Source organism: Paraburkholderia dipogonis (genome assembly GCF_046027395.1).
Classification (GTDB): Bacteria; Pseudomonadota; Gammaproteobacteria; order Burkholderiales; family Burkholderiaceae; genus Paraburkholderia; species Paraburkholderia dipogonis_A.
Window position 1 is genome coordinate 138,432 of record NZ_JAQQEG010000006.1, and the last position, 23,401, is coordinate 161,832.

Here is a 23,401-nt window from a genome sequence, read left to right on the forward strand (position 1 = left end):
ATGCCGATGCCGATGCCGACAGCGATGCGTCAGCGGAAATAACGTGCAGGCGTGTCGCCGAACGCGTCCCGAAACACCGCGATAAACGACGACACGTCGCTGTAGCCCACCTCGAGCGCCACCTGCGTGACGCTCGCGCCGGCGCCAAGGTGTTCCAGCGCAACCAGCAGGCGAAGTTGCTGACGCCACTGTCCGAAGGTTTGCCCCGTTTCCTTGACGAACAGGCGCGCCGCTGTGCGGGCTGTCACGCCGGCGGCCGCGGCCAGATCTTCGAGTACCGCGGCGTCGGCCGGATTGGCGCTCAGCGCGTCGGCGATCCGTTCGGCACGCGGATCGCGCGGCCAGTTCAACCCTAACGGCGCTGTGCTCAGACCCGGCAGACGGTCCAGCAGCACTTGCACGAGACGCGCAGCGGGTTCGTCGAACGGTTGGTCGTGCGGCAGATCGGCCGCGGCGTTCAGCAACGCACGCACCAATGGGTCGGGCACGACGGCGCAGCTGTGCGGTGGGAGCGGCGCGGCATCCATGCCCACATGGAGCGAATGAAACTCGACGGGACTGGCAGCGGACAAGCGGTGCAGCACATCCGCGGGCATCCAGACCGCGTGACCCGGCGGCACGACCCAGCGCTCGGCCTCGGTGCGCACGATCAGCACCCCGGCGCTCACGTGGATCAGCCGCGCGCGACGATAGGCGCCCAACGGTTCGTCCAGCGTCTCGTAGCGCTCCCCGATCACGAAGGCCGGTTGCTCGACGCCGTGTGGATCAAAAGTCTCCATCAGGGAGTCCGTTTTGCCCGGTTGTTGCCAGAAAGGCAGCAAGATTAGCATAGCCGGTCAGAGACGCACGCCGAACAGCGCCGAAAACGGCGTGTGTGGCGACGGCTTGAGCACGGCCGTATTGCCGGCGAGCAAAGCCGGAAATAGACCATGCCGTTGACCGAACTCGAGCCGCCGAGCGTGCGCCCTTTCAACCAGTCTTCCGAATCGCGGCCGCTGCGCTGAGTGGCCCGATAGCTCCAGACGAGCGGGCCGCCCCGGGCGCAGTTTCTTGCCGATGCCGCGCGGCATGTGAATCAGCGCGCTGCGATCCGGCGGACCGCTTTCGAGCAGCAGCACGGACACGCCTGAATCCGCCGACAAACGATTGGCCTGCACACAGCCCGCCGAGCCTGCTCCGACAATCACATAGTCGTAATGCTCACGATGAAGTTGATCGTGAAACGCGCATCGAGCGTGATCTTTCGTACGTCGATACGGAAGACGAGGCAATCGAGGTTGCCCGACATCGGGCGTTTGCACAGATCTGCGAACGAGACGGAGGCGTCGATAGCGTGAGGGATGAGACGCAGAAATGCCGGAGTGGTATTCCGGCCGAAATTCCATCCAGATCAAAGGCAGGATGCTGTGCTCTCACTGAATTATTTGCGTAGCTTATGCTTAAAAATATGTACGTCGCGGGTGGCCGGCGTCGGGTCAACGCCGACCCTGGTTCCGCCAGCTACAATGAGACCTTAGTCCTATTGTTTCGCTAGAAAAATAGAACTAGATTGCTTGTGAGCGATGCACACCGCTTTCAGAACTCGGCCAATGGCCTGAGCGTTTGTGCCATGGCAGGGAACAACCTGCTGCGAGCTGGCATGATCACGCCGCACCGCAGTGGCGAACCAGCATCTGTGTGTGGAAATTTTTGGCCCAATTGGAGAGCGCAATGGAAGCATTCAAGATACTCAAGCTCATGAGTGGCGCATTGATCGTTGTGGTATCCATCAATGCGTGGTCGCAGACTAGCGAATCCGCTGCGACATCGACTCAATCCAGCATGGCGCCGGCAACCGACGGAAGCGCGAAAACCACCAGACAGGCGAATCGGGCGCTCAGCAAGAAAGTGCTTCGGGCACTCTCGAAGGGCGGCGTCAGCACTTCCCGGCTCAACATAGTTGCAAAAGGCGGTGCAGTGGCGCTTGCCGGATCCGTCACCGACTCGAGTCAGATTGACAAGGCGGGCGAGATAGCGAAGGGTGTGCCTGGCGTTACATCCGTGAAGAATTCTCTGACACTCAAAGAGGTAGGCCAGTAAACCTTCCTGATCAGGTCGGCTGGCGCGCGCCGGCCGGATGAACTCGCTGCAAGACTGAGAGCATACGCTGTGTCGCCTTCCCGCTAGATCCTGTCGCACGGACGCCAGAAGGCACATATAGGGATGTAGTCGGGTGAAACGGTGCCGTGTACAACACAATGGCCAGGGATAACCCAGCGCTTCGTCGCAGCCACAAAGCCCCTCTGACTTCGGGGCGCCGGCGCCTTCTCGTCGTTGGCACGATACTGTTGCTGGCCGCCGCAGGCTGGTCGCTGGCGACAGTAATCCGGCCCGCCATCCAGCACACTATTGTCATCACAACCGGGGCGGACCAGGGCATCTATCGCGGCTTCGCGGATCGCTATGCGCCCATCCTGAAGCGTGACGGCATCACGCTGGATATCCGCAGTTCCTCAGGTTCTATCGAAAATTATCAAAGGCTGAAGGATCCAGACAGCGAATACGAAGTGGGCTTTATCCAATCCGGCACCACCAGTCCGAAAGAGACAGACCACCTGCAGACCATTGCTGCCGTTTCCTATGAACCGATCTGGGTGTTCTATCGCAAAGGACCTATCGTCAGCCGCCTGGCCCAGTTGCGTGGAAAAAAGATCTCCATCGGTGTACCCGGCAGTGGCCTGCTCAACGTCGCCCAGGTCTTGCTCGGCTATAGTGGCGTCACTGGTAGCAATACAACGCTGCTGGAAATGGATGCAGTCAACGCTCATCGAGGCCTCGAAAGCGGACAACTGGATGCTGCGTTCTTCATCGGCCGGCCCGACGCCGAGATTCAGAAAACGCTATTGAACAGCGATCTGCAACTGATGAATTTTGCCCAGGCCGATGCATTGGTGCAAAAATTTCCGTCTCTCTCCAAAGTGGTTTTCCCGCGCGCGTCGACAAGTATCGTCAACGATCTTCCGCAGACTGATGTCACCCTGCTAGCCGCCACGGCTCTGCTCGTGTCCAAAGATACCCTGCACCCTGCTCTGGCTTACCTGCTGCTGGATGCGGCCAAAACCGTCCACGGCGGTGAAGATTACTTCACGCCGCTCGGCGCATTTCCCAACCTGAACACCGATGAATTTCCCGTTTCCGACGAAAGCGTGCGCTACTTCAAATCCGGTCGTCCCTTCCTGCAGCGCTACCTTCCATTCTGGCTGGCCAGCTTTATTGAAAGGCGCCTGCTGATTCTGCTTCCCTTCATGGCCTTACTGGTAGGCTTGCTGCAAGCGTTGCCGCGCATGGTGGAGGCTCGGATAAATAACCGGTTCGTGGTCTGGTATCGCGAAATCAAATCGCTGGAAGATGAAATATGGAGAAACAGGCACCCGACCGTGGACCAGATCGCACAGTGGCGCGATGAAATCGAGAGCATTGACGCGCATGCCAGCCAGATAAGGACTCCGCAGCGTTATCTGCGGGATATCTACGCCCTCAAACAGGCAATTAGCGTCGTACGGCACCGGATTTCCCAAGTCGCGGGGAAAAAGACGGAATAGCGGAACGGCGAAAATTGCTCCGACCGGCCGTGGGCTACATCGTCCTCATCAAAGTCAGCTGCTTACGGGAAGCCGGGAGCCGCCCTCGATTGACAATCAGCCTATCGCAACCGGTTTCATTTGCTGTGCATCCATGACGGGTGTCGTACTCCGGCTGCCCGGTTTCTACCGCGTAAGTTCATAGATACGGATGCCATTGCCAAGATCCGTTGCATCCTTCCACTTCGGACTGTCCAAAGACCGACGTGCGTCCTCCAGTCCGCCGTGTTAATGAAATGCACCGACGCGTTAAGCAAGCCCCCCACAACGCTCACGCCGTGGTCCGCAATCGTTCAGATTCTTGTTCTCGATCTCGTGTTTTCGGTCGACAGCATCGTGACTGCGGTCGGTATGACAGAACACGTTCCCATCATGTTTGTCGCTGTGATTGCCGCCGTCGCGGTCATGCTATCCGCGGCGAGCCCACTGTCGCGTTTCATCGAGCGCAATCCCACCGTTGCGATGCTTCGCACTCGGCTTTCTTCTCATGATCGGAATGACGCTCATCGCCGAGGGCTTCGGTTCGCATGTCCCCAAGGGATATATCTACGCCGCGATGGTTTTTTCCGCATTTGTCGAAGGCTTGAACATGTTGACGCGGCGCGCGAAATCAAAGATGCATCGCGCTTAGATGCTCCTCAAATCAGATCTATGCTAGCCGGGCGCAAAAGACCTGCGCAGATTGCTCGCGTAGGTCTTCTCGATGCATACGGGTTAGCTAGTTTGCTCATGTCGGCATTTCATATCGGAGGCCTGTGGGACTTCCACTGGCGGTGATCCTTCCGCCCGGATGCCGAGGCGCTCAAGCAGCTTGCGGTCCGCTTCGGCTTGCGGGTTGCCAGTAGTCAGCAACTGGTCGCCGTAGAAAATCGAATTCGCGCCGGCCAGGAAGCACATGGCCTGCAGCGCTTCGTTCATCTGCTCGCGGCCTGCCGACAGGCGCACCATCGCGCGTGGCATCGAAATGCGCGCTATGGCGATCGTGCGCACGAATTCGAACGGATCGATCGGTTCGGTGCCGGTGAGCGGCGTGCCCTCGACCTGCACCAGATTGTTGATCGGCACCGACTCCGGATACGGATCCATGTTCGCCAACTGCGCGATCAGGCCGGCACGTTCACGGCGCGATTCGCCGAGGCCCACGATGCCGCCGCAGCATACGTTAATACCTGCGTCGCGCACGCGCTCCAGCGTGTCCAGCCGGTCCTGATAGGTGCGCGTCGAGATGATCTGACCGTAGAACTCCGGCGACGTATCGAGGTTGTGGTTGTAGTAATCAAGCCCGGCGTCGCGTAACCCCTGCGCCTGATGCGTCTCCAGCATGCCGAGCGTCACGCAGGTTTCGAGACCCATCGATTTCACGCCGCGGATCATCTCCTTGATCGGCTCGAGGTGCCGATCCTTCGGGTTGCGCCACGCCGCGCCCATGCAGAAGCGCGTTGCGCCATTTTCTTTCGCGACGCGTGCGGCGGCCAGCACGTCATCAACCGGCATCAATTTGTCGGCCTTGAGGCCCGTATCGTGATGCACGGACTGCGGACAGTATGCGCAATCTTCTTCGCAGCCACCGGTCTTGATCGACAGCAGCGTCGACAGTTGCACGGTGTTCGCGTCGAAGTGTGCGCGGTGCACCTGTTGCGCACGGAAAATCAGGTCGTTGAGCGGCAGTTCGTAAAGCGCGACGAGGTCGAGGACGCGCCAGCGTGCGGCCGACGCAACGGTGTCTGCGACGGCCGCGGCTGCTTGCGTCGAGGTGGTTTGGAGTTGGGTCATGCGGTCAATCCTCGTGAATAAAACGTTTGAGCGTTAGCCTGGTGCGGCAAGGTCCGGGAGTGCTTGCTCATGCCCGATTCCGCGCAGTTGCTGCAAGCCCGCCTCGAGCCGGTCAAGATCCGCTTGCGAATGCGCGGCGGAAAGCGAAATGCGTAGCCGCGACGTACCAACCGGCACGGTCGGCGGACGGATAGCCGGTACCCAGAGACCTGCGCGATCGAGCTCGGCGGCGATGTCGAGCGTCGCGTCGTTCGCCCCAATGATGAGCGGCTGCACGGCGGTGTGCGAATCGACCGGCACCCAGGGGGTGGCCTTGAGCATCGTGCGGGTGCGTTCGATCAGTTGGTGCAAATGCGAGCGGCGTGCATCGCCTTCTTCGCCGCCGATGATGCGCAGGCTCACCGATACGGCATGCGCCGCAGCCGGCACCGATGCAGTCGTGAAGATGTACGTCCGCGCGCGCTGTACGAGCCATTCAATCACGGTTTCGTGGGCCACGACGAAGGCCCCGGACACGCCAGCTGCCTTGCCGAGCGTGCCGATTGAAATCAGATGAGGCGAGCGCAGCGCCTCCTGGGCGATTGCGCCGCGGCCTTGCGGGCCGAGCACGCCGAAACCGTGCGCGTCGTCGACGACGAGCCATGCGCCATGCTGCTCGGCAAGTTCGAGCAAGCGCGGCAGCGGGGCCATGTCGCCGTCCATGCTGAACACCGTATCGGAGACGATCACCTTCACCTGCGCATCTGACGCGACAAGCATCGTGCTCAACGCTTCAGTGTCGGCGTGCGGATAGATCCGCACATCGGCGCGCGACAACCGCGCGCCGTCGATCAGGGATGCGTGGTTCAACTCATCGCAAAAGAGCGCCGCACCGCGACCGGCAAGCGCGGTCACCGTCGCGAGGTTCGCCATGTAGCCGGTGCTGAAGTAAAGAGCGCGCGGTGCATCGACGAAGCCGCCAGCAAACTCCGCAAGGTCGTCTTCGAGTCGTGCGTGCGCGCGCGAGTGGCCGCCAAGCAGATGCGAACCTCCGCTACCGGCGCCGTAGCGCTTTGCGCCTTCGGCGATAGCCGCGACGAGTAGCGGATGCGCGGCGAGACCAAGGTAGTCGTTGCTGGCGAAGCCGATGATTTCCCGGCCATCGACCGTCATGTGCGCGGCGCACGGTGTATCCGCGGTGCGCCGTCGACGACGCAGGCCGCCTTCATCGAGATGTTTCAGCCCCTGTTCGAGCGTTTCCAGCAGTCGCATTATTGACCGTCCGTAAGTGTGGTTTCAAAAGTCTCGCGCGTATTCGCCCCGCGCATCACATTGCGCGCCGCGTCCGTCTCGTAGCTCCGCGAGGCAAGCAGGAAGAAGATCGCCGCTGCCAATGCCAACACCGGCGCGAGCGTTAGCGCGAGCCTCAGGCCTAAAAAATCCGACAGGATGCCGACAATGAACGGGCCCGGCGCGAGGCCGATCAGATTGTTGGCCAGGGAGATCATGGCCGTCACCGTCGCTCGCACGCCCGGATGGGTTACATCGCAAACGATGGCCGCGGAACAGCCTCCCTGCGCGGCGGCGAACAATGCGCCGAGCAAGATCAAGCCAAGCCCTAACGGCCCCGGAGGTAGGGCGAACGCGACGATCAACACCAGAGCCGTCACCGCCGAATAGAAGGCCGGCACCAACGCCCGGCGCCGCGGATGGTCTTCACTCAGCCGGTCCGCCAGTCCGCCCCCGAAGATCATGCCGATGCCTGAGGCCAATACCGCCACGCCGGCCATCAGCGCGGCCTTCTTCACGTCCATGCCGTGGTAGCGACCGAGGTAGGTCGGCAGCCAGGCAATGAGAATCGCCGGCATCGCCATTTGCAGTCCACTCGCGACATAAGTGAAATTGCCCGAGCGTGCGGCGAACACTTCGCGCGCGATCTGGGCGATGCTCAAACGGGGCGGCGCGGCGTCCTGTTTGCCCTCGACGGTCAATGCGACCGTCTTGTAGTCGCGCACCACGAACGGATAGACCGCGGCCAACAGGAGACCGGGCGCGCCCACGGCGAAGAATGCCATGCGCCACCCTGATTGGGCCGCAATGGAGCCCCCGATGACCACACCAAGGACCGAGCCGAACAAACTCGCCGAAAGGAATGCGCCAAGCACCGCGGCACGCTGTCTGGAGGGAAACACATGCGCGAGCAGCGCCCCTCCCGCGGCACCGTAGGCCGCCTCGCCGAGACCGACAAACATCCGCGCCGACAGCAACTGTCCATAGCTTTGCGCCAGGCCGCAGGCGACGGTCGCGAGGCACCACACGAAGGCCATCGCCGTGATGCTCTTGACCCGTCCCCAACGATCCGAAAGAAGCGAGATTGGCACGCACAGCAGGCCGACCGCAAGCGAGACCACGCTTACCAGCATCCCAAGCTGCGAGTCCGATAGCGCCCACTCAGCCTTCAGCGAAGGGAACACCGCTCCGATGAGTTGACGTGACAGGTAGTCGGACAGCATCAAGCCGAAGGTGAGCGCAAACACCGCCCACGCATAGGCTCTCGGCACTCGGGCAGCGTCGGCTGAGTAAGAGTCGGCATCGGCGACCGACAAAGTGGTTTTCATGGCAAGCGTCTCCTTATTTGTTGCGGGGCAATCTCTGGTTACGACGGTGTGTTCCGGGACCGAACTACGGTCAGATGTAGGTCGGCCAGGACCTCATCTCGTGGTTGCCAATACCACCGTTGCGCTCGCGGCGATGCGTGGCCAGGGCGTCGATCAGCCAGGCCCGGGTCTGCTGCGGAGCAATCACCGACTGCACGCCGAACGCGCCGGCCAGTGCGTAGGCCGAGGTGTCGCGCGTCAGTCCGGCCTTCAGCTGATCGAAGCGCGCGGGATCGTCCTCCCGTTTGATACCGTAGAGCACGCTGACACCGATCTGCGGATCCATGAAGCTGGCGTCCGCGCTGGTCCAGGCCGCCACCTCGTCGCTGTTACGGCCGCCGCCCATGTTGATGTAGGCCTGACCGTAGCTCTTGCGCAGAATCACCGACAGCTTGGGCACACTGCACAGTTGCACGGCGTGGATCATGTTCATGATGTGCGCGGGCGCGGCCTTCCGCTCGCCCTCGATGCCGACCAGGAAGCCTGGCGTATCGACCAGAAAGACGAGTGGAATATTGAATGAATCGCACAGCACGACGAACGAACTGATCTTGCGGCAAGCCTCAGGGTCCATCGCACCGCCCTTGAACATCGGGTTCGACGCGACGATTCCAACGCTCTCGCCGTTCAGCCGCGCGAGACCGGTCACGGCGGCGCGGCCAAAGCGATCCTTCAGATTGAGGAAGCTTGCTTCATCGACGACGCCGGCAACGACCTTGCGCATGTCGTACGTCTTGCTGCGCGCGCAAGGCACGAGTTCGAGGAGCTTGGCCGCGTCGGGCGCAATGGCCTGGGCTGCCGGCTGGCTGGGAGGCCGGGCATCTGCGTGCGACGGCAGGTAGCTGAGGAAGCGGCGAATCGCGGCCAGCGCCTCGGCGTCATTGTTGACGACCACGTCTACCAGCCCGGTTTGCTCGGCATGCAACTTCCAGCCCCCCAACTCTTCGGGATCGACGGCTTCACCGATCGCAAGCGAGGTGACGCGCGCGCTCGAGACCGCGAGGAATGCGCCTTTACGCATCACCACGAAATCGGCGAGGCAGGTGTACCAGGTCGACGAGCCCAGACAGGGTCCGAGCACGGCGCTGACCCATGGGGTTTCGCGGCGGCGGCAGTACTGCTGCGGGTCCTGCCCGGCAGCAGCCATCGCCTGCGCGCCCAGGCTGTCGGGCACGCGTGAGCCGCTCGATTCGCCAAGGAAGATTAACGGCATGCCGTTTCGGGTAGCCGTCTCTTTGAGGTGGCCGATCTTGCGCATGTTGACGGTCGACGACGACGCGCCCTTGACCGTCATGTCGTTCGACACCACCGCCACACGTCGCCCCTCGATGCGACCGGTGCCGGTAATCTTGGCGTCGGCGGGCGAGGTCTCGCGATCGGCGGCAAGTGCGGAGACGGCCAGCATGCCGGTCTCGCTGAACGAGCCTGCGTCCAGCAGTTGTTCGATGCGCTCCCGCGCGTTCAGGCCGCCGGTGGCGCGGCGCTGCTCGAGCCTGGCGGCGCCGCCCATCGCGAGTGCACCGCGGACACGATCGTCGAGCTGGGCACGTTGTTCTTCGTAGGTAGAGAGGCTGGCATCTGCGGCATTGGAGGCCCGGCTCGTCGATGTGGTTGGGGTATTCATGTGAATTGCCTTTTGGGTTTCAGGTAGTCGTGCAACGGATCGCTGCTCGGCTCGGTCAATGATCGTCCGGCACTATCACGGCACGACCGAGAATCTCGTTGCGGCGCAACTTGTCGAAGACGGCGTCCACCTGACTCAAAGGGTGACGCTCGACGTGACATGCAATCCCGCCGCCCTCCGCCAAAGCAAGCAGTTCCATCAGTTCGAGCTTGCTGCCGCCGAAGGTCGAACTGATGCAAGCACCGTGCGGTAACCCGTGCGGGCTGAAGTCAATCGAGCCACCGCCGCGCCCGACCACGACGATATGGCCGAGTGGGCGAATCACCTGACGTGCCAGCTGAATGCTTGAATTCATCCCGACGAAATCGAGCACGGCCTGTACGTCGGCACCGGCGGTGGCGTCGATAATTTGCTGCGCCACGGTATCGCCGCTCAGCATGGCGAGATCAGCGCCCATGCTGATGGCCAGTTCCAGCGCTTGCGGGCGCTGGTCCGTGACAATCACACGTGCAGCGCAAATTGCCTTCAGGGCGGCAACTGCCAGATGGCCGAGACCGCCGACGCCGATCACCACCACACTGCTGCCCGGTGTGAGCAAAGGAAGTACACGCTTGACTGCGTGATACGAACTCAACCCGGCGTCAGTGAGCGGCGCTGCCTGCCAGGGTGCGAGCGAGCGCAGCGGCACGATAGCGCTGACAGGCGCGACGACGTACTCGGACAGGCCGCCGCCCAGGCCCATGCCAACCTGTTTGCCGCGGCTGCGGCAGTAGTTGTTCCAGCCTTGGGCGCACAGCACGCATTGCCCGCAACCGGCGATCGTGATCGCGCACGGCTGGCCAATGTCGAGACCCTGCACGCCCGGACCGAGCGCTTCTACCCACCCCGCGATCTCATGACCCAGCGCTAACGGTAATTCGATATCCAGATGCGGCGGACAGCAGGTGAGATCGTCGACCGCATGCAAATCCGAATGACACAAGCCGTTGCCACCCACCTTGACCAGAACCTGATTCGGACCGGCCGTCGGCTGAGGAACATCCACCAGGCGCGGCCGGGTTTGCCAGTTGAACAGTTGGTAGGATTTCATGGCAATGCTCCTTGCTCAGCGCATCGTCCGGCCAACAGGACCGAGGCGTCGCCCGGTCGCCCGGTACGCATCTTCGACCCACGCGCACAGCAACGGCCGCGTCGTCGCAGGTTCGATGATGTCGAGCACACCGAAGCGTTCGGCCGTGCGCATTGGCGACGAGATTGCGTGATAGTGAGCCTCGAGATCGAGGCGATGCGCGACAGGATCGGCGGCAGCAGCGATGTCCTGCTTATAGGCCGCGGCGACGCCGCCCTCCACTGGAATCGACCCCCAGCGCGCCGACGGCCACGCATAGCGGTTCGGCAGTGCCGTGCCCGAGGGACCGTGCCACGGGCTCAGCATGGCGCCGGCGAGACCCACGCAACGCCTCAATACGATCGCCAGCCACGGCACGCCCGATTGTTCGATGGCGTGCATGGCCTGCAATGCGGCGGAGAGTGTGCCTTCGCGTTCGGCGTCGGGGCCGGTCATCACGCCCGGCTGATCGGCCAGGTTGACGATGGGCAGGTGAAACGTGTCGCACAAGTCGACGAAGCGCGTCATTTTCAAGGCCGCGGCGCGCGTCAGGGCACCGCCCATGACCATAGGGTTGTTTGTCATCACGCCCACGGCATGGCCGTTCAGACGTGCGAGGCACGTGATAGTCGAGCCGCCGAAGTCGGGCGACATCTCGAAGAGCGACCCCTCATCGAAGATTGCCTTCAGGATCTTGCGGGGCTGGAATATCTTGCGCTTGTCGGCCGGGATGGCGCGATTGAGCCATTCGTCGCAGCGATCGACCGGATCCTCACAGGCCACGCGCGGCGGCTGTTCCCACACATTGCCTGGCAGATAAGAAAGGAAGCGGCGGGTGGCCTGCAGTGCTTGTTCTTCGGTGTCGACGGCCAGGCTCACAGCCCCGCTGAAACGGTGCATCGCGTCGTAGCCGCCGAGCCCCTCCTTGTCGATATCGATGCCCAAAGCCTGCTTCACAACCGGTGGCCCGCCGGCGAAGACCTGACTTTTGCCACGAATCATGATGGAAAGATGCGCGGAGCCGACCCGCACGGCACCGAGGCCCGCGCAGGCGCCCAGCGCGATGCCGACTACCGGGACCGCGCCGAGCAATTGCGTCATCGGCAGCATGGCGTAGCCCGGGATCTTGGTATGTCCAAGCTTGTCTAGCAGTTTGACGCTGCCGCCCGCGCTATCGACCATGCGCACGATCGGCAGCTTGTATTCCCAGGCGTAGCGGTCGGCATAGATCCACTTCTCGGACACCGAACCTTCGGATGAACCAGCGCGGATCGTGAAATCGTCAGCCGCCACTACGGTTCGCCGCGCGTCGATCTTGCCGATACCAACGACCGCATTGCTGGGCGTGAAGTGTTCCCGCTTGCGGTCCGGGCCGTACTTGACGGCACCGGCCAGCATACCGATCTCCGCGAAACTGCCGGCGTCGACCAGGTGGTCGATTCGTTCACGCGCAGTGAGCTTGCCCTGGGCGTGATGGCGCGCCACCTGCTCCTCGCCGCCCAGCTCTCGCGCGATCGCGCGACGCTGGGCCAGTTCGTTCAGGTCATCGGCCCATTCATCCGTTGCGTGCGGGGATGTCTGTGTCGTATTCATTGAGAGATTGCTCCGTCGGGATGGCGCGCCAGATAGGCGTCGCGCAAGTCGTTCTTGGTCACCTTGCCGGCGTGGTTACGCGGCAGCGCGTCGACAAATTCGATCACGCGTGGTTTCTTGTAACCGGCGATCAGCGTGGTGCAATGTTGGGCGAGCGCATCGGCGTCGCCCGCTTGTCCCGGCCGGCGAACCACGAATGCGGCAACCACCTCACCCCATTCGGCGTTCGGCAGGCCGAGCACTGCGACCTCGGCGACGGCCGGATGTGCCTCCAGCGCATCTTCGACCTCCCGCGCATAGACGTTAAAGCCCCCACTGATCATCATGTCCTTGTTGCGGCCCACGATGTAGAGAAAGCCCGCGTCGTCGAAGCGGCCCAAGTCGCCGCTGTAATACCAACCGTCCCGGATTGATTCACGCTCCAGGTCAGGCCTGCGCCAGAACGCGACTTCGCCGATGCCCCGATGCGCGAGCGCAATCTCGCCCACTTCACCGGTCGGCAAGGCATGGCCGTCTGTGTCGCGCACTGTCATCTCGACGTTCATCGTCGGTCGGCCGCACGATGTGATGCGCGTCGAGGGCAGGCCGTCCTGCAGATGCTCGTGCGGATACAGAACGCACAGAGGCTGGACGGCCTCGGTCATGCCGTATTGCTGGCGCAGGATCGGGCCCAGCCGCTCCAACGCCTCGTGAACCGTGCTCGTCGGCGTAGGCGCGGTGCCGTAGTGCACCCGGCGCAGCGCGGACACATCGGCTGTGGGATTCGAGACCAACGCCTCGACCAAGCGGCTCAGCATCGTGGGTACGACCATCAACTGCGTGATGCGATCGCCTGCAATCCGCGCCAGCACCTGGTCGGCATCGAACCGGTCGGCCACGATGTTGCGCGCTCCCCGCAAGTAGCACGGCAGCAGGTGCACGCCGGCCGCGTGCGTAAGCGGCCCCACGTGAAGCATCGCATCGTCGACGCCGAGGCCGTATTCCATTGCACTGAAATGATTCGCCAGACGCGCCTCGAAGCGTTTGATGCTGTATGCGACGCCCTTCGGCTGGCCCGTCGTGCCAGATGTGTAGGCGATGCGCAGCAGCAGGTCGTCGGGCACCGGCAGTTGCGGGGCCTGGTCCGACGCGCGGGCCAGAAGCGCATCGAACTCGAGCACATCGGCATCACGCCAACCCACCCCGATCACGTGGCGCAGCGACGGAACAAGAGACCTGACCTGCAGCGCCAATTCGCGGAATTCAACGCCGACGATAAGCGCTGACGCCTCGGCGTCATTGAGAATCGCCGCATGCTCACGCAACGTGTGGCGCGCGTTCAGAGCGACGTAGGCCTGCCCCGCCTTTTCGGCACCGAACTGGCTGTCGATGCTCTCAACCGAATTGTTAAGTAGAACAGCCAGCCGCTCGCCGGGACATTGGCCCAGCCCGATGAGCGCGTTGGCCAGTTGATTGCTGCGCCGTTCAATCTGCGTAAAGCTGAAACTGCGGTCGCGAAACACGACTGCGGGCCGGTCGCGAAATTGGCCCGCGGCCCATGACAGGGCATGCCCTGCGATTCTTGTCGAACTCATTGAAGAATGTCCTGTATCTGGCTGGCGGCATTGCCCGCGTGATGTCCCGCGCTGGTTGCCTGCAACTGTCTGATGGCTTCATGCTGCGATGCGCAAATGAGGGCTTCGACCGCCACGACGGCGGCGTCCAGATTTGCCGCCGTCAGCGCGTTTTGCATGGTTCGCCAATTGCGCGCCGACTCCTGGCGCCGTGCCGGCGTGGCCAAGCCCAACTGGGTGTAGCGCAATGTCTGGCGCGCCAGAGAACCGAGGATCTCGGCCAGACGCTCGTTGCTACAAGCTTCCCGCAGGATGCGACTCAGGCGGAAGGTAGTCTTGAAGTAAGCTGCGGCGCCGTCCGGATCCTGCGCCAGCGCCTCGAGCGTGCAAATGTCCGCATCGATGGAAGTCGCGAGGGACGCCGCCTCCGCAGCCAGGAGCCGGCCGATCATGACGCCGGATAACTTGCTGCGAATCTCGAAGATGTCGTTGACTTCCTTGATCGACAACTGCGTGACGCGCGCGCCACGGTTGGGCAGGATGTGCACGACCGCGTCCTTCTCCAGGATCCGCAACGCCTCACGCACGGGACCACGGCTGACCTCAAACTGCTCTGCGAGCATCTCTTCACGGATGCGCTCGCCCGGCGCGTACTCACCGCTTGCGATGGCCGTGAAGATCCCTTCGGCGATCTGCGCCGGCAGCGTCTTCAACTGGCGACCCGCCGTCTTGGCGCGCACCGGAGGTGGGTCCGCCTTCACGTCGGGCAATGCCTGCGAATCCGCGCCTGACATCTTGCCGGCACTCATGCTTCTTCAAAGACCGCTATTTCCTGACCTTCGCGTACCGGTTCGCCCTCAGCGACGAGAAGCTTGATCAGCCGGCCGGCTTCGGGCGCGATAACCGGTATTTCCATCTTCATGGATTCGAGGATCATGATCGTGTCGTCAGCCTCGAGCGCAACGCCCGGCTCCGCCACGATCTTCCACACCGTGCCGGTGATCTCGGATCGAATCGTCTCTGTCGTCATGTGAAGTCCCTCAACTTAGTCCGACCCATGTCGGATACCTACACTTTATTCTACATTGTGATTGTAGACAATCTTAATGTGATCATGTTCTAATGCGACCATGCGCTGACGTAAGGCGCGCACACTTCCGACAACCGCGGAGACAAAGTCATGACGCTTTCCCATGCCGACGTACGTCGCATCCTCGAAATCCTGGACACTGCCGAAAATCTCGAATCGCTGGACGTCACAGTTGGTGAATTCGAGCTTCACGCCCGAAAACCCGGCGCGGCGGGGTCAATGCGCCAGCCGGCGGCTCAGCCCGAGGTCATCCGCGCTATTGAGCCGGCGACGCCCGCCGTCCATGTGCCCGTGGCTGCAGTCGACGCGCCACTGGCAGAAGTGCCCCCCGGCCTGATCGCGGTAAGAGCGCCGATGGTCGGGACCTTTTATTTGCGCCCGAGTCCGGACCAGCCGGCGTTCGTCGAGCCGGGCAGCGTGGTGCAAGCAGGCGACACCGTGTGTCTGGTGGAAGTCATGAAGATGTTCAATTCCGTACAAGCGCATGCTGCGGGCACGATCGAGCGCATTCTGATCAGCGATGGAAAACCGGTGCAGCACGACCAGATCGTGATGTTGATCAAGCCGGCGAAGGAGGGTTGAATATGAACAGGAATGGTCTGTTCCCCGTCGCTGCGCGTGACATCCGGCGTCTGTTCGTCGCCAACCGCGGCGAGATCGCCGTGCGTGTGATCCGCGCCTGCCGCACCTTGGGTATCGAGACGGTGGTTGGCGTTTCCGAAGCCGACATCGATACGCTCGCCGCCAGAATCGCCGACGATGTGGTCGTGCTCGGGCCACCTCTCGCCGCTGAGAGTTATCTGCGCGCCGACAATATCGTCGCGGCGGCGTTGTCCAGTGGCTGCGACGCGGTGCACCCGGGATACGGTTTCCTGTCGGAGCGTTCGTCCTTCGTGCGCGCCTGCGTGGATGCCGGCCTTGTGTTCGTCGGCCCGTCCGCCGAAGCCATCGACGCGATGGGCGACAAGATCACCGCAGTGAGCCTGGCCGAAAAAGCCGGCGTGCCTCGCGTGCCGGGATCCGGCGCGCTGACCGATCTGGCGCACGCGCGGCGCGTCGGGGCGCAGATTGGCTACCCCGTGCTCATTAAGGCGACGGCCGGCGGCGGCGGGCGCGGCATGCGAATTGTCAGGGACGAGAGCGAACTCGAATCGCTAATGAGCTCGGCGGCCAACGAAGCCCAGTCCGCGTTCGGCGACGCCACGCTGTACATGGAGAAGTTCATCGAACGTGCGCGCCACATCGAGATCCAGGTGATGGCCGATTCTCACGGCAACGTGGTCTATCTGGGCGAGCGGGAGTGCTCCACCCAGCGCCGGCACCAGAAACTGATCGAAGAAGCACCCTCGCCCGCTGTCGACGCGGCAATGCGGCAGGCCATGGGCGAATGCGCAGTGAATCTCACGCGTAACGCCAACTACTGCGGCGCGGGCACGATCGAGTTTGTGGTCGACCAGCGCGACAACCAATACTTCTTCCTCGAGATGAACACGCGTATCCAGGTCGAACACCCGGTGACGGAGATGATCACCGGCTTCGACCTGGTCGCTGAACAGATCCGGGTCGCGGCCGGGTTGCCGATGTCGTTCACACAGGCCGACGTGCGGCTCGAGGGTCATGCGATCGAATGCCGTATCAACGCCGAAGACCCCGAGCGCAACTTCCTGCCGCGCCCGGGGCTGATTTCGCGCTGGGAAGTGCCAACCGGGGAAGGCGTACGCGTCGATTCGCATTGCTATTCCGGATACACCGTTCCCCCTTATTACGATTCGCTGCTCGGCAAGCTGATCGTGCATGCGGCTACGCGCCAACAGGCCATTGAGCGCATGCGTCATGCGCTCGCCGGCCTGCGGGTCGAAGGGCCGACAACCACGGCGCTCTTTCACGAATCGGTGCTGGCCCATGACGACTTCGTGAACGGTAACGTCACGACCCGATGGGTCGAAGAGACCTTTCTGCCACAGCGCAAAGCAGTGCAGAAAGCTGCCAAAGAAGCCGCCAGGCAGGCCGCCTCGGATGCGCAAGCTGCCGCCGGGGTGAAGTCATGAACGGGCCCGCCCTGCGTTACACAGATGTCAGTCTGACCGACGGCCAGAACGCATGCTGGGCCGGCGAAATGACGACGCCAATGATGCTTGCCGTTGCCACCCGGCTGGCGGCGGCTGGACCTGCGGCGATCGAAATCGCCTCATTGGCCACGCTACAACAATGTGTGGCGCGTGGCGAAAATCCCTGGCAGCGCATCGAACTGCTGCGCGAACGCTTCCAAGGCGTCGCGCTGCGCGCGGCGGTGGCGCTGCTGACCGAACATGGCAAGCGCGGCATCGACGTGATTTCGACCGAAGTTGCCACGCTGTGGCTGCACGAACTGGCGCAGCGCGGCGTCTCCGAGATCGTGCTGATCGACCCGCTGGTCGTGATCGAACGCATCGCACCGGTGCTGAAGGCGGCCAAGGCACTCGGCCTGACGACAATCGCCGCACTACCGTACACGCAGGAATCGACGGGCAGCGACGACGACTTGCGCGCGCGGGCCGCGGCCCTGGCACGGGCGGGCGCCACCCGCGTGATGCTTCGCGACGAGGCCGGTTTGCTGACCGTGGACCGGCTGGCCACGTTGCTACCCGCGCTGCGTGCCGGACTCGGGGGCACACCGCTCGATTTGCACTTACGCTGCCAGACGGCGCTGGGTCCCATGATCGCACTCGAGGCGGTACGGATCGGCATCGACGGGCTTGACACCGCATTCGCTCCGCTAGCCAACGGCGCGTCCGTGCCAGCGCTTGGCACACTGCTCAAGTCGCTTCGCATGCTGACCGTGGGACAACCGATCACCAATCAGGGGCTCCACGCCATTGGCGAGGCCGACCGGCTGCTCGCGGAATTAGCCGATCGCCACGGCTTTGGGCCGGCCCGCGCCTGGGTATTCGACCTCGCGCCGTACGCGCACCAGTTGCCGGGAGAAATGGCTGCGCAGTTCATGCAGCAGCTGGCGGCGCTGGGATTGCAGCACAAGTTGCACGCCTTCGCCAACGAGTGCGCTCGTGTGCGCGACGACGTCGGAGCGCCGCCGATGCTGGCGCCCTTTGCGCGGCCGATTGCCGAACAGGCGCTGCTGCATCTGCAGGGCATGCCGCGCTACGCCGAGCTCCGGCCGGGCGTGCGCCGCGCCTTGCAGCAAGTCCACGGCGCGACGCGAGGCGCCGTGAACGCGCGGCTAACGCAACGCGTCGGCGCGCTGCCGAAGACACCCGCAGCCCCGGTCGCAGCGCTTCACGCGGCACACCCCGAAGCGAGCGACGCCGCCCTCGTGCTGGCGCAGACCTGCGGTGTGGCGCCCGAAGCGTTGCCCGCTCCGGCTTGCACGGAAGCGTTGCGCTACGTCTCTACATCGCCGGCGGATGCACTCCTTGCCGGGCTCACCGCCCGTGCCGCGCGTTATGCGCAGCTTGAAGTGCGTGGCCCCGGCGTGTCGATCCAACTCCAAGGCACCGAGGGCTGACGCCATGCTCGAACACCTGAAACAACTCGTTGCGGCCGAAACGGCACGCACCGGCAAGCGCCGTACGATCCACCTCACCGACGACACGCTGCGCGACGGCCAACAGTGCCTCTGGGCCACCCGCATGCGCACCGAGCACATGCTGCCGATCGCGGAGCGCATGGACCGGGCCGGCTTCGTCTCTCTGCAGGCAATCGCGCTGGTCCAGTTCGACGCAAGTGTGCTGTTCCTGAACCAGGATCCTTTCGAGCGCATTCGCCTGCTGCGCGAGCGGATGACGCGCACGCCGCTGCGCGCGGCGATCCGCAGCAACCTGATGCGCGGCTTCTTTCCGGTGGCCGACGACATCACCGACCTCTTCGTCGAGCGCCAGATCGCGAACGGCATCCGCGAAATCGGCGTCTTCGATGCGCTGATGTGCAATGACAACCTCGCGTCGAGCATCGGCACGGCGCGCCGGCTCGGGGCCGACGTGACGCTGCTGCTCGGCTACAACATCGCGCCCGGCTATGACGACGCCCTGTACGCGAGCAAGGCGCGCGAAGCGGTGCAGCGTTTCGGCGTTCAGACCGTCGCGCTCGCCGATGCGGCCGGCATCCTGACGATAGAACGCGTTCGCACGCTCATACCGGCAATCAAGCAGGCGATCGGCGACAAGCGACTGGAATTCAATACCCATTGCCTCACTGGCCTCGGGCCGTTGCTCGCGATCGAGGCGGCCGTGCACGGCGCGGACAGCATCCTGACGGCCGTCGATCCGATGGCCAATGGCAATTCGCTGCCCGCCAGCCAGATGATTGCGCGCAACCTGCGCGAGATCGGCTTCGATGTGGTGGTCGACGATGCCCTTCTCGACGAGGTGGGCGACTACCTCGGCGCGTTGGCAGAACGCGAAGGCCAACCCGTCGGCGTGCCTGCGGAATACGAGCCGAGCCACTACATCACCCAGTACGCGGGAGGCGCGATGAGCAACCTGGAATCGCAGCTCAAGCTCGCCGGCATCTCCGACAAGCTGCCTGCAGTGCTGGAAGAGATCGGACGGGTGCGCGTCGAGCTCGGTTCGCCGATCATGGTCACACCGTATCCCGCGATCATCGCGGCGCAGGCCGTGATGAACGTCCTCAATAACGAGCGCTATAAGGTCGTCCCGGACGAGGTCAAGAAGTACGTCTGCGGCTATTTCGGTGCTCTGCCGCTGCCGGTCGACGCAAACGTGAAGGACAGGGTCATTGCTAGCGGCTCAAAGGATGTGGCCCTGACGCCTCCCGTCATCGAACCGGTGCTGCCGGCGCTGCGCCAGCGCTACAGGAGTATCGGCGACGACGAACTGCTGCTGCGATACATGTACGGCGACGAGAAGGTGAACGGCCTGGCGCCGACGGCGACGGGCGACTGCTTCAGCGTCCACCACCCTGTCGTCGATCTCGTGGCCGGCCTGGCAAAGCGCCCACGCAAGACGCGGGTGCAGGTGTCGGGCAGTGGTTTCTCGTTGAACGTAAATTGAGGAGAAACTGGTGAGCTCATCCCCTTTGCGCCCCCAACCGCTGCCCACTGCCGAGACCGAACGCTACTGGCAGGCGGCACACGAAAACCGGCTCGAGATCCAGTACTGCCGCATGTGTGCCCGGCACCAGTTCTACCCTCGCCGTTTCTGCACGCAATGCCTGTCTGACCAGATCGAATGGGTACAGGCAAGCGGCCGCGGGCGGGTCTACACCTACACGGTGTGCCATGTTGCCGGGCATCCAGCTTTCGAGTCGCAGGTGCCCTATGCAATCGCGATGATCGAGCTCGACGAGGGTGTGCGCATGCTGGCAGGCATCGTCGACTCGGACATGGAGCGCCTCGCCGTCGGCGTGCCGGTGCAGGTCTGCTTCGAACGCATCAGCGACGAGATCGCACTGCCGATGTTCCGGCTCGCGGCTGGCGATTCGCCTGGTGCATGAGGGTGCCCGCGCCCACCCATTCCCGATACCGGAGACAACATGATCATTGATTCTTTCGATGCCGGCGCCACGGCATTTCCAGACCGCATTTTCGTCCAGGGCGGTGACCTGAATCTCAGCTACCTTGAAGCGGCCGATGCATCGCACGCGGTCGCAGCCGCTCTGGTGCGCGATGTCCAACCGGGGGCTCACGTCGGCGTGCTCTCGCCCAACCATCCGATGGTGTTGCCGGCAATGCTGGGCGTGATGCGCAGCGGCGCGGTCTTCGTACCGCTAAACGCACGGGACCCGATTGAGGACATCATCTGGTTCGCCGGATTCTGCGACGTCGCGGTGTTGATTTGCCACGAACAGTATGCGCCGCATCTCGAACGCCTGAAGCGCGAGATTCCATCGCTCAAGCGCATCATCGGGCTGACGAAACCGCTGGAACAGGACGGCCACTGCATCGCGCAATGGGCGAACGAGTTTGCCGGTCAACGCGTCACCGTGCGGCGCGAAGCCGATGACATTGCGATCATCAAATCGTCCGGCGGCACCACGGGCCGTCCGAAGGCGATTATGCAGAGCCACAGGTCGCTTGAGACGGCATACAGGATCGCTAACCAGTTCATGCCGCCGCGCAAGGATCCGGTACATCTGGTCGTCGCACCGCTCACGCATGCCGCGGGCGCGACGATGGTCGCGTTGGCGCGCATTGGCGCGCGCAACGTGATCGCCCCATCGGCCGACCCGGGCGTGATCCTGGAGGCGATCGAGCGCGAGCGTGTGACGCACATCTTCCTGCCGCCCACGATGATCTATCGCTTGCTCGCGCATCCGGATGTTGCAACACGCGACTGTTCCTCGCTCGAGTACGTGATGTACGGCGCCGCGCCGATGTCGGTCGACAAGCTCCGCGAGGGGCTTGCCCGGTGGGGTCAGGTCTTCATGCAAAGCTACGGCCAGTCCGAAGTGCCTGGGGTCATCACCTGCCTGTCGCGCAAGGACCACTTCGTGCACAACGACGCCGAGCTCGACAAGCATCTCGCCTCCGCCGGCCGCCCGTCCGGCGCATGCGAGGTAGCGCTGATGGACGACGCCGGGAATATCGTGGCCACCGGCGAACGCGGAGAGATCGTGGCCCGCGGCGACCTCGTCTCGCCCGGCTATTACAACAACCCGGACGCAACCGCCGAGGCGCGAGCGTTCGGCTGGCATCACACCGGCGATATCGGCGTGTTCGACGAGAACGGCTATCTGTATGTGGTCGACCGAAAAAAGGACATGGTCATCTCCGGCGGATTCAACATTTATCCGAGCGAGATCGAACAGGTGATCTGGGGACATCCCGCGGTGCAGGACTGCGCTGTGGTCGGCGTGCCCGACGCCGACTGGGGTGAACGCCTGACCGCCGTGATCGAACTCAAACCGGGGAACAGTGTCACCGCCGACGAGATTCTCGATCTATGTCGAAAGCGTTTCGGCAGCCTGAAGACACCCAAGCACGTCGAATTCTGGCCCGCACTGCCCCGCAGTCAAGTCGGCAAAGTATTGAAGAAGGATGTACGCGCGCAGCTTACGGACGCGTCGACGTCGACCTGAAAGGACAGACATGGACCCGAAAGATCTGAGCGGTCGCTACGCCATCGTCGGCGTTGGCGAAGCAGGTATGGGGAAGGCCCAGCCGGGCGACACGGCGTTGTCGCTGCAATGCGAAGCAGCGCGGCTGGCGATTCTGGACGCGGGGTTGAAGGCTGCTGACATCGACGCCGTGTTCGCTCACTGGGACGATCGCGCGGCCGGACTGCTCGTGACAGAGTACATGGGACTTGATCCGCGCTATGTCGACAGCACCGTTGTCGGCGGCCAATCGAATCTGACGCATATCGTCCATGCGATGGCTGCGATGGAGGCGGGTCTGTGCGATGTGGCGTTGATCACCTATGGCAGCACGCAACGCCTGGACCGAAGCCGATCGCGAGGCGGCCATGCACAGGATGCGCGCATGCCGAACGGCCAGTTCGTGCTCCCGTACGGCATGCTGAGTCCAATCGGTTTCTACGCGATGCTGGCGCGCCTGCATATGCAACGCTACGGCACCCGACCGCAGGATCTGGGCGAAGTCGCGCTGGCGGCGAGGCGCTGGGCACAGCTCAATCCGAACGCGATCGCCCGTGCGCCGCTGACGATGGAGGATTACCTGGCCTCACCACTAATCGCGGACCCGCTGCGCAAGCTCGACATCTGTCAGGTTACCGACAGCGCCGGCGCGATCGTGCTGGTGCGGGCCGATCGCGCGCGCGACCAGCGCCGACCGCCCGTCCTGGTGAAGGGCTTTGCGGAACGCTACATCCAGCACGCGACGCCTTTCGGCACCGACGACTGGATCGACAACGGCGTGCTCGCCGAGATGGGCCGGCTGGCGCTGGCACGCGCCGGACTCACCCGTTCCGACATCGACGTCGTGCAGATCTACGATGCGTTCACGATCAACGTGCTGATTGGCCTTGAAGAATTGGGCTTCTGCGGGCGCGGCGAGAGCGGGGCCTTTGTGAAAAGCGGACGTATCGCCCCGGGTGGAGCGTTTCCGCTGAATACCTCGGGTGGCGGATTGTCCTTCAATCACGGCGGGATGTTCGGCATGCCGCTGATGATCGAGTCGGTGCGTCAACTGCGCGGCGATTGCGGCGAACGCCAGGTACCGGGTGCGCGTAACTGCCTGCTGCAGGCCGGCGGCCTCGTGATGTCCGCCTACATGGTCATGATCCTGGGGACAGAAAGGTAACCCGTTGCTTCTGGCCCCTGCGCCAGTCCGCCGCCTTTTCGTCGAACGTTTTCGCATCAGGGCGACCGCAGCATTCGCCGCATGAACCTGTCCGTTACTTTGTCGTTGCCGACGCACCACTGCATGTGTTCCGGCCTGGCGCATAAGGCAATGCGCAGCCGCGCCTGCGGGCGTCGACAGGAGAAACAG

19 protein-coding genes and 2 pseudogenes are annotated in these 23,401 nt (G+C 63.3%); 10 read left to right on the plus strand and 11 right to left on the minus strand.

The genetic code is table 11. The features are described 5' to 3' along the window. Window positions 1-29: 29 nt before the first annotated feature. Entirely contained in the window at window positions 30-779 is a 750-nt protein-coding gene (locus tag PQR32_RS08370; protein ID WP_408224340.1) for an AraC family transcriptional regulator, read from the minus strand. Between the two features lie 269 nt (window positions 780-1,048). Next, window positions 1,049-1,187, minus strand: a pseudogene (locus tag PQR32_RS42260) (NAD(P)-binding protein); the annotation flags it as partial. A gap of 523 nt (window positions 1,188-1,710) precedes the next feature. Here PQR32_RS42260 and PQR32_RS08380 point away from each other — a divergent pair. From PQR32_RS08380 to PQR32_RS08390, 3 genes and pseudogenes are all read left to right on the plus strand, one after another. Beyond that, window positions 1,711-2,079: a BON domain-containing protein gene (locus PQR32_RS08380; RefSeq protein WP_408224346.1), complete on the plus strand. Its 369-nt coding sequence runs from the start codon at window positions 1,711-1,713 to the stop codon at window positions 2,077-2,079. A 158-nt stretch (window positions 2,080-2,237) separates the two neighbouring features. Continuing rightward, on the plus strand, window positions 2,238-3,581 hold the full coding sequence (locus tag PQR32_RS08385; protein ID WP_408224642.1) for a TAXI family TRAP transporter solute-binding subunit: 1,344 nt from the start codon (window positions 2,238-2,240) through the stop codon (window positions 3,579-3,581). A 309-nt stretch (window positions 3,582-3,890) separates the two neighbouring features. Beyond that, a pseudogene (locus tag PQR32_RS08390) lies at window positions 3,891-4,251 on the plus strand (TerC family protein); the annotation flags it as partial. Between the two features lie 83 nt (window positions 4,252-4,334). Here the strand turns inward: PQR32_RS08390 and bioB are convergent. The 9 genes from bioB to PQR32_RS08435 all read right to left on the minus strand — a co-directional run bounded on the left by bioB (window position 4,335) and on the right by PQR32_RS08435 (window position 14,937). Continuing rightward, window positions 4,335-5,393 (minus strand): biotin synthase BioB, encoded by a 1,059-nt coding sequence (gene bioB, locus PQR32_RS08395; protein WP_408224348.1) that lies wholly within the window; start codon window positions 5,391-5,393, stop codon window positions 4,335-4,337. 33 nt (window positions 5,394-5,426) lie between these two features. Next, window positions 5,427-6,644 carry an 8-amino-7-oxononanoate synthase gene (gene bioF / locus PQR32_RS08400; RefSeq protein WP_408224351.1) on the minus strand — a complete coding sequence of 406 codons (1,218 nt, stop codon included), beginning with the start codon at window positions 6,642-6,644 and terminating at the stop codon, window positions 5,427-5,429. Next, a complete protein-coding gene (locus PQR32_RS08405; protein WP_408224354.1) occupies window positions 6,644-7,978 on the minus strand; it encodes an MFS transporter in 1,335 nt (444 codons plus the stop codon). The genes bioF and PQR32_RS08405 overlap by 1 nt, the downstream gene beginning before the upstream one ends. A gap of 82 nt (window positions 7,979-8,060) precedes the next feature. After that, window positions 8,061-9,653: an acyl-CoA carboxylase subunit beta gene (locus PQR32_RS08410; RefSeq protein ID WP_408224357.1), complete on the minus strand. Its 1,593-nt coding sequence runs from the start codon at window positions 9,651-9,653 to the stop codon at window positions 8,061-8,063. Window positions 9,654-9,708: 55 nt separating this feature from the next. Next, window positions 9,709-10,743 carry an alcohol dehydrogenase catalytic domain-containing protein gene (locus PQR32_RS08415; protein ID WP_408224360.1) on the minus strand — a complete coding sequence of 345 codons (1,035 nt, stop codon included), beginning with the start codon at window positions 10,741-10,743 and terminating at the stop codon, window positions 9,709-9,711. A 15-nt stretch (window positions 10,744-10,758) separates the two neighbouring features. After that, window positions 10,759-12,354 carry an acyl-CoA carboxylase subunit beta gene (locus PQR32_RS08420; RefSeq protein ID WP_408224363.1) on the minus strand — a complete coding sequence of 532 codons (1,596 nt, stop codon included), beginning with the start codon at window positions 12,352-12,354 and terminating at the stop codon, window positions 10,759-10,761. Beyond that, entirely contained in the window at window positions 12,351-13,928 is a 1,578-nt protein-coding gene (locus PQR32_RS08425; RefSeq protein ID WP_408224366.1) for a class I adenylate-forming enzyme family protein, read from the minus strand. Before PQR32_RS08425 ends, PQR32_RS08420 begins: the two co-directional genes overlap by 4 nt. After that, entirely contained in the window at window positions 13,925-14,716 is a 792-nt protein-coding gene (locus PQR32_RS08430; protein ID WP_408224369.1) for a GntR family transcriptional regulator, read from the minus strand. Before PQR32_RS08430 ends, PQR32_RS08425 begins: the two co-directional genes overlap by 4 nt. Further along, window positions 14,713-14,937 carry a biotin/lipoyl-binding carrier protein gene (locus tag PQR32_RS08435; RefSeq protein ID WP_408224372.1) on the minus strand — a complete coding sequence of 75 codons (225 nt, stop codon included), beginning with the start codon at window positions 14,935-14,937 and terminating at the stop codon, window positions 14,713-14,715. The genes PQR32_RS08430 and PQR32_RS08435 overlap by 4 nt, the downstream gene beginning before the upstream one ends. Before the next feature lie 150 nt (window positions 14,938-15,087). Between PQR32_RS08435 and accB the strand changes: the two genes are divergently transcribed. From accB to PQR32_RS08470, 7 genes are read left to right on the plus strand one after another with little or no spacing between them, the layout of a single operon-like run. Further along, window positions 15,088-15,579, plus strand: coding sequence for an acetyl-CoA carboxylase biotin carboxyl carrier protein (gene accB / locus PQR32_RS08440; RefSeq protein ID WP_408224375.1), 492 nt, complete (start codon window positions 15,088-15,090; stop codon window positions 15,577-15,579). Window positions 15,580-15,581: 2 nt separating this feature from the next. Continuing rightward, entirely contained in the window at window positions 15,582-17,045 is a 1,464-nt protein-coding gene (accC, locus tag PQR32_RS08445) for an acetyl-CoA carboxylase biotin carboxylase subunit (RefSeq protein ID WP_408224378.1), read from the plus strand. Further along, window positions 17,042-18,499, plus strand: coding sequence for an acetyl-CoA carboxylase biotin carboxylase subunit family protein (locus tag PQR32_RS08450; protein ID WP_408224381.1), 1,458 nt, complete (start codon window positions 17,042-17,044; stop codon window positions 18,497-18,499). Before accC ends, PQR32_RS08450 begins: the two co-directional genes overlap by 4 nt. Window positions 18,500-18,503: 4 nt before the next feature. Further along, window positions 18,504-20,003: a carboxylase gene (locus PQR32_RS08455; RefSeq protein ID WP_408224384.1), complete on the plus strand. Its 1,500-nt coding sequence runs from the start codon at window positions 18,504-18,506 to the stop codon at window positions 20,001-20,003. Between the two features lie 10 nt (window positions 20,004-20,013). Continuing rightward, window positions 20,014-20,445 (plus strand): Zn-ribbon domain-containing OB-fold protein, encoded by a 432-nt coding sequence (locus tag PQR32_RS08460; protein ID WP_408224387.1) that lies wholly within the window; start codon window positions 20,014-20,016, stop codon window positions 20,443-20,445. 39 nt (window positions 20,446-20,484) lie between these two features. Then, entirely contained in the window at window positions 20,485-22,029 is a 1,545-nt protein-coding gene (locus PQR32_RS08465) for an AMP-binding protein (protein ID WP_408224390.1), read from the plus strand. Then, the gene (locus PQR32_RS08470) at window positions 21,989-23,212 is read left to right on the plus strand and encodes an acetyl-CoA acetyltransferase (protein ID WP_408224393.1); all 1,224 of its coding nucleotides are present in this window, start codon (window positions 21,989-21,991) and stop codon (window positions 23,210-23,212) included. Before PQR32_RS08465 ends, PQR32_RS08470 begins: the two co-directional genes overlap by 41 nt. Window positions 23,213-23,401 lie beyond the last annotated feature (189 nt).

Coding starts and splice junctions, on each gene's coding strand:
- PQR32_RS08370 (WP_408224340.1), bottom strand. CDS start 779: ATGGAGACTTTTGATCCACACGGCGTCGAGCAACCGGCCTTCGTGATC.
- PQR32_RS08380 (WP_408224346.1), top strand. CDS start 1,711: ATGGAAGCATTCAAGATACTCAAGCTCATGAGTGGCGCATTGATCGTT.
- PQR32_RS08385 (WP_408224642.1), top strand. CDS start 2,238: ATGGCCAGGGATAACCCAGCGCTTCGTCGCAGCCACAAAGCCCCTCTG.
- bioB (WP_408224348.1), bottom strand. CDS start 5,393: ATGACCCAACTCCAAACCACCTCGACGCAAGCAGCCGCGGCCGTCGCA.
- bioF (WP_408224351.1), bottom strand. CDS start 6,644: ATGCGACTGCTGGAAACGCTCGAACAGGGGCTGAAACATCTCGATGAA.
- PQR32_RS08410 (WP_408224357.1), bottom strand. CDS start 9,653: ATGAATACCCCAACCACATCGACGAGCCGGGCCTCCAATGCCGCAGAT.
- PQR32_RS08415 (WP_408224360.1), bottom strand. CDS start 10,743: ATGAAATCCTACCAACTGTTCAACTGGCAAACCCGGCCGCGCCTGGTG.
- PQR32_RS08420 (WP_408224363.1), bottom strand. CDS start 12,354: ATGAATACGACACAGACATCCCCGCACGCAACGGATGAATGGGCCGAT.
- PQR32_RS08425 (WP_408224366.1), bottom strand. CDS start 13,928: ATGAGTTCGACAAGAATCGCAGGGCATGCCCTGTCATGGGCCGCGGGC.
- PQR32_RS08430 (WP_408224369.1), bottom strand. CDS start 14,716: ATGAGTGCCGGCAAGATGTCAGGCGCGGATTCGCAGGCATTGCCCGAC.
- PQR32_RS08435 (WP_408224372.1), bottom strand. CDS start 14,937: ATGACGACAGAGACGATTCGATCCGAGATCACCGGCACGGTGTGGAAG.
- accB (WP_408224375.1), top strand. CDS start 15,088: ATGACGCTTTCCCATGCCGACGTACGTCGCATCCTCGAAATCCTGGAC.
- accC (WP_408224378.1), top strand. CDS start 15,582: ATGAACAGGAATGGTCTGTTCCCCGTCGCTGCGCGTGACATCCGGCGT.
- PQR32_RS08450 (WP_408224381.1), top strand. CDS start 17,042: ATGAACGGGCCCGCCCTGCGTTACACAGATGTCAGTCTGACCGACGGC.
- PQR32_RS08455 (WP_408224384.1), top strand. CDS start 18,504: ATGCTCGAACACCTGAAACAACTCGTTGCGGCCGAAACGGCACGCACC.
- PQR32_RS08465 (WP_408224390.1), top strand. CDS start 20,485: ATGATCATTGATTCTTTCGATGCCGGCGCCACGGCATTTCCAGACCGC.
- PQR32_RS08470 (WP_408224393.1), top strand. CDS start 21,989: ATGTACGCGCGCAGCTTACGGACGCGTCGACGTCGACCTGAAAGGACA.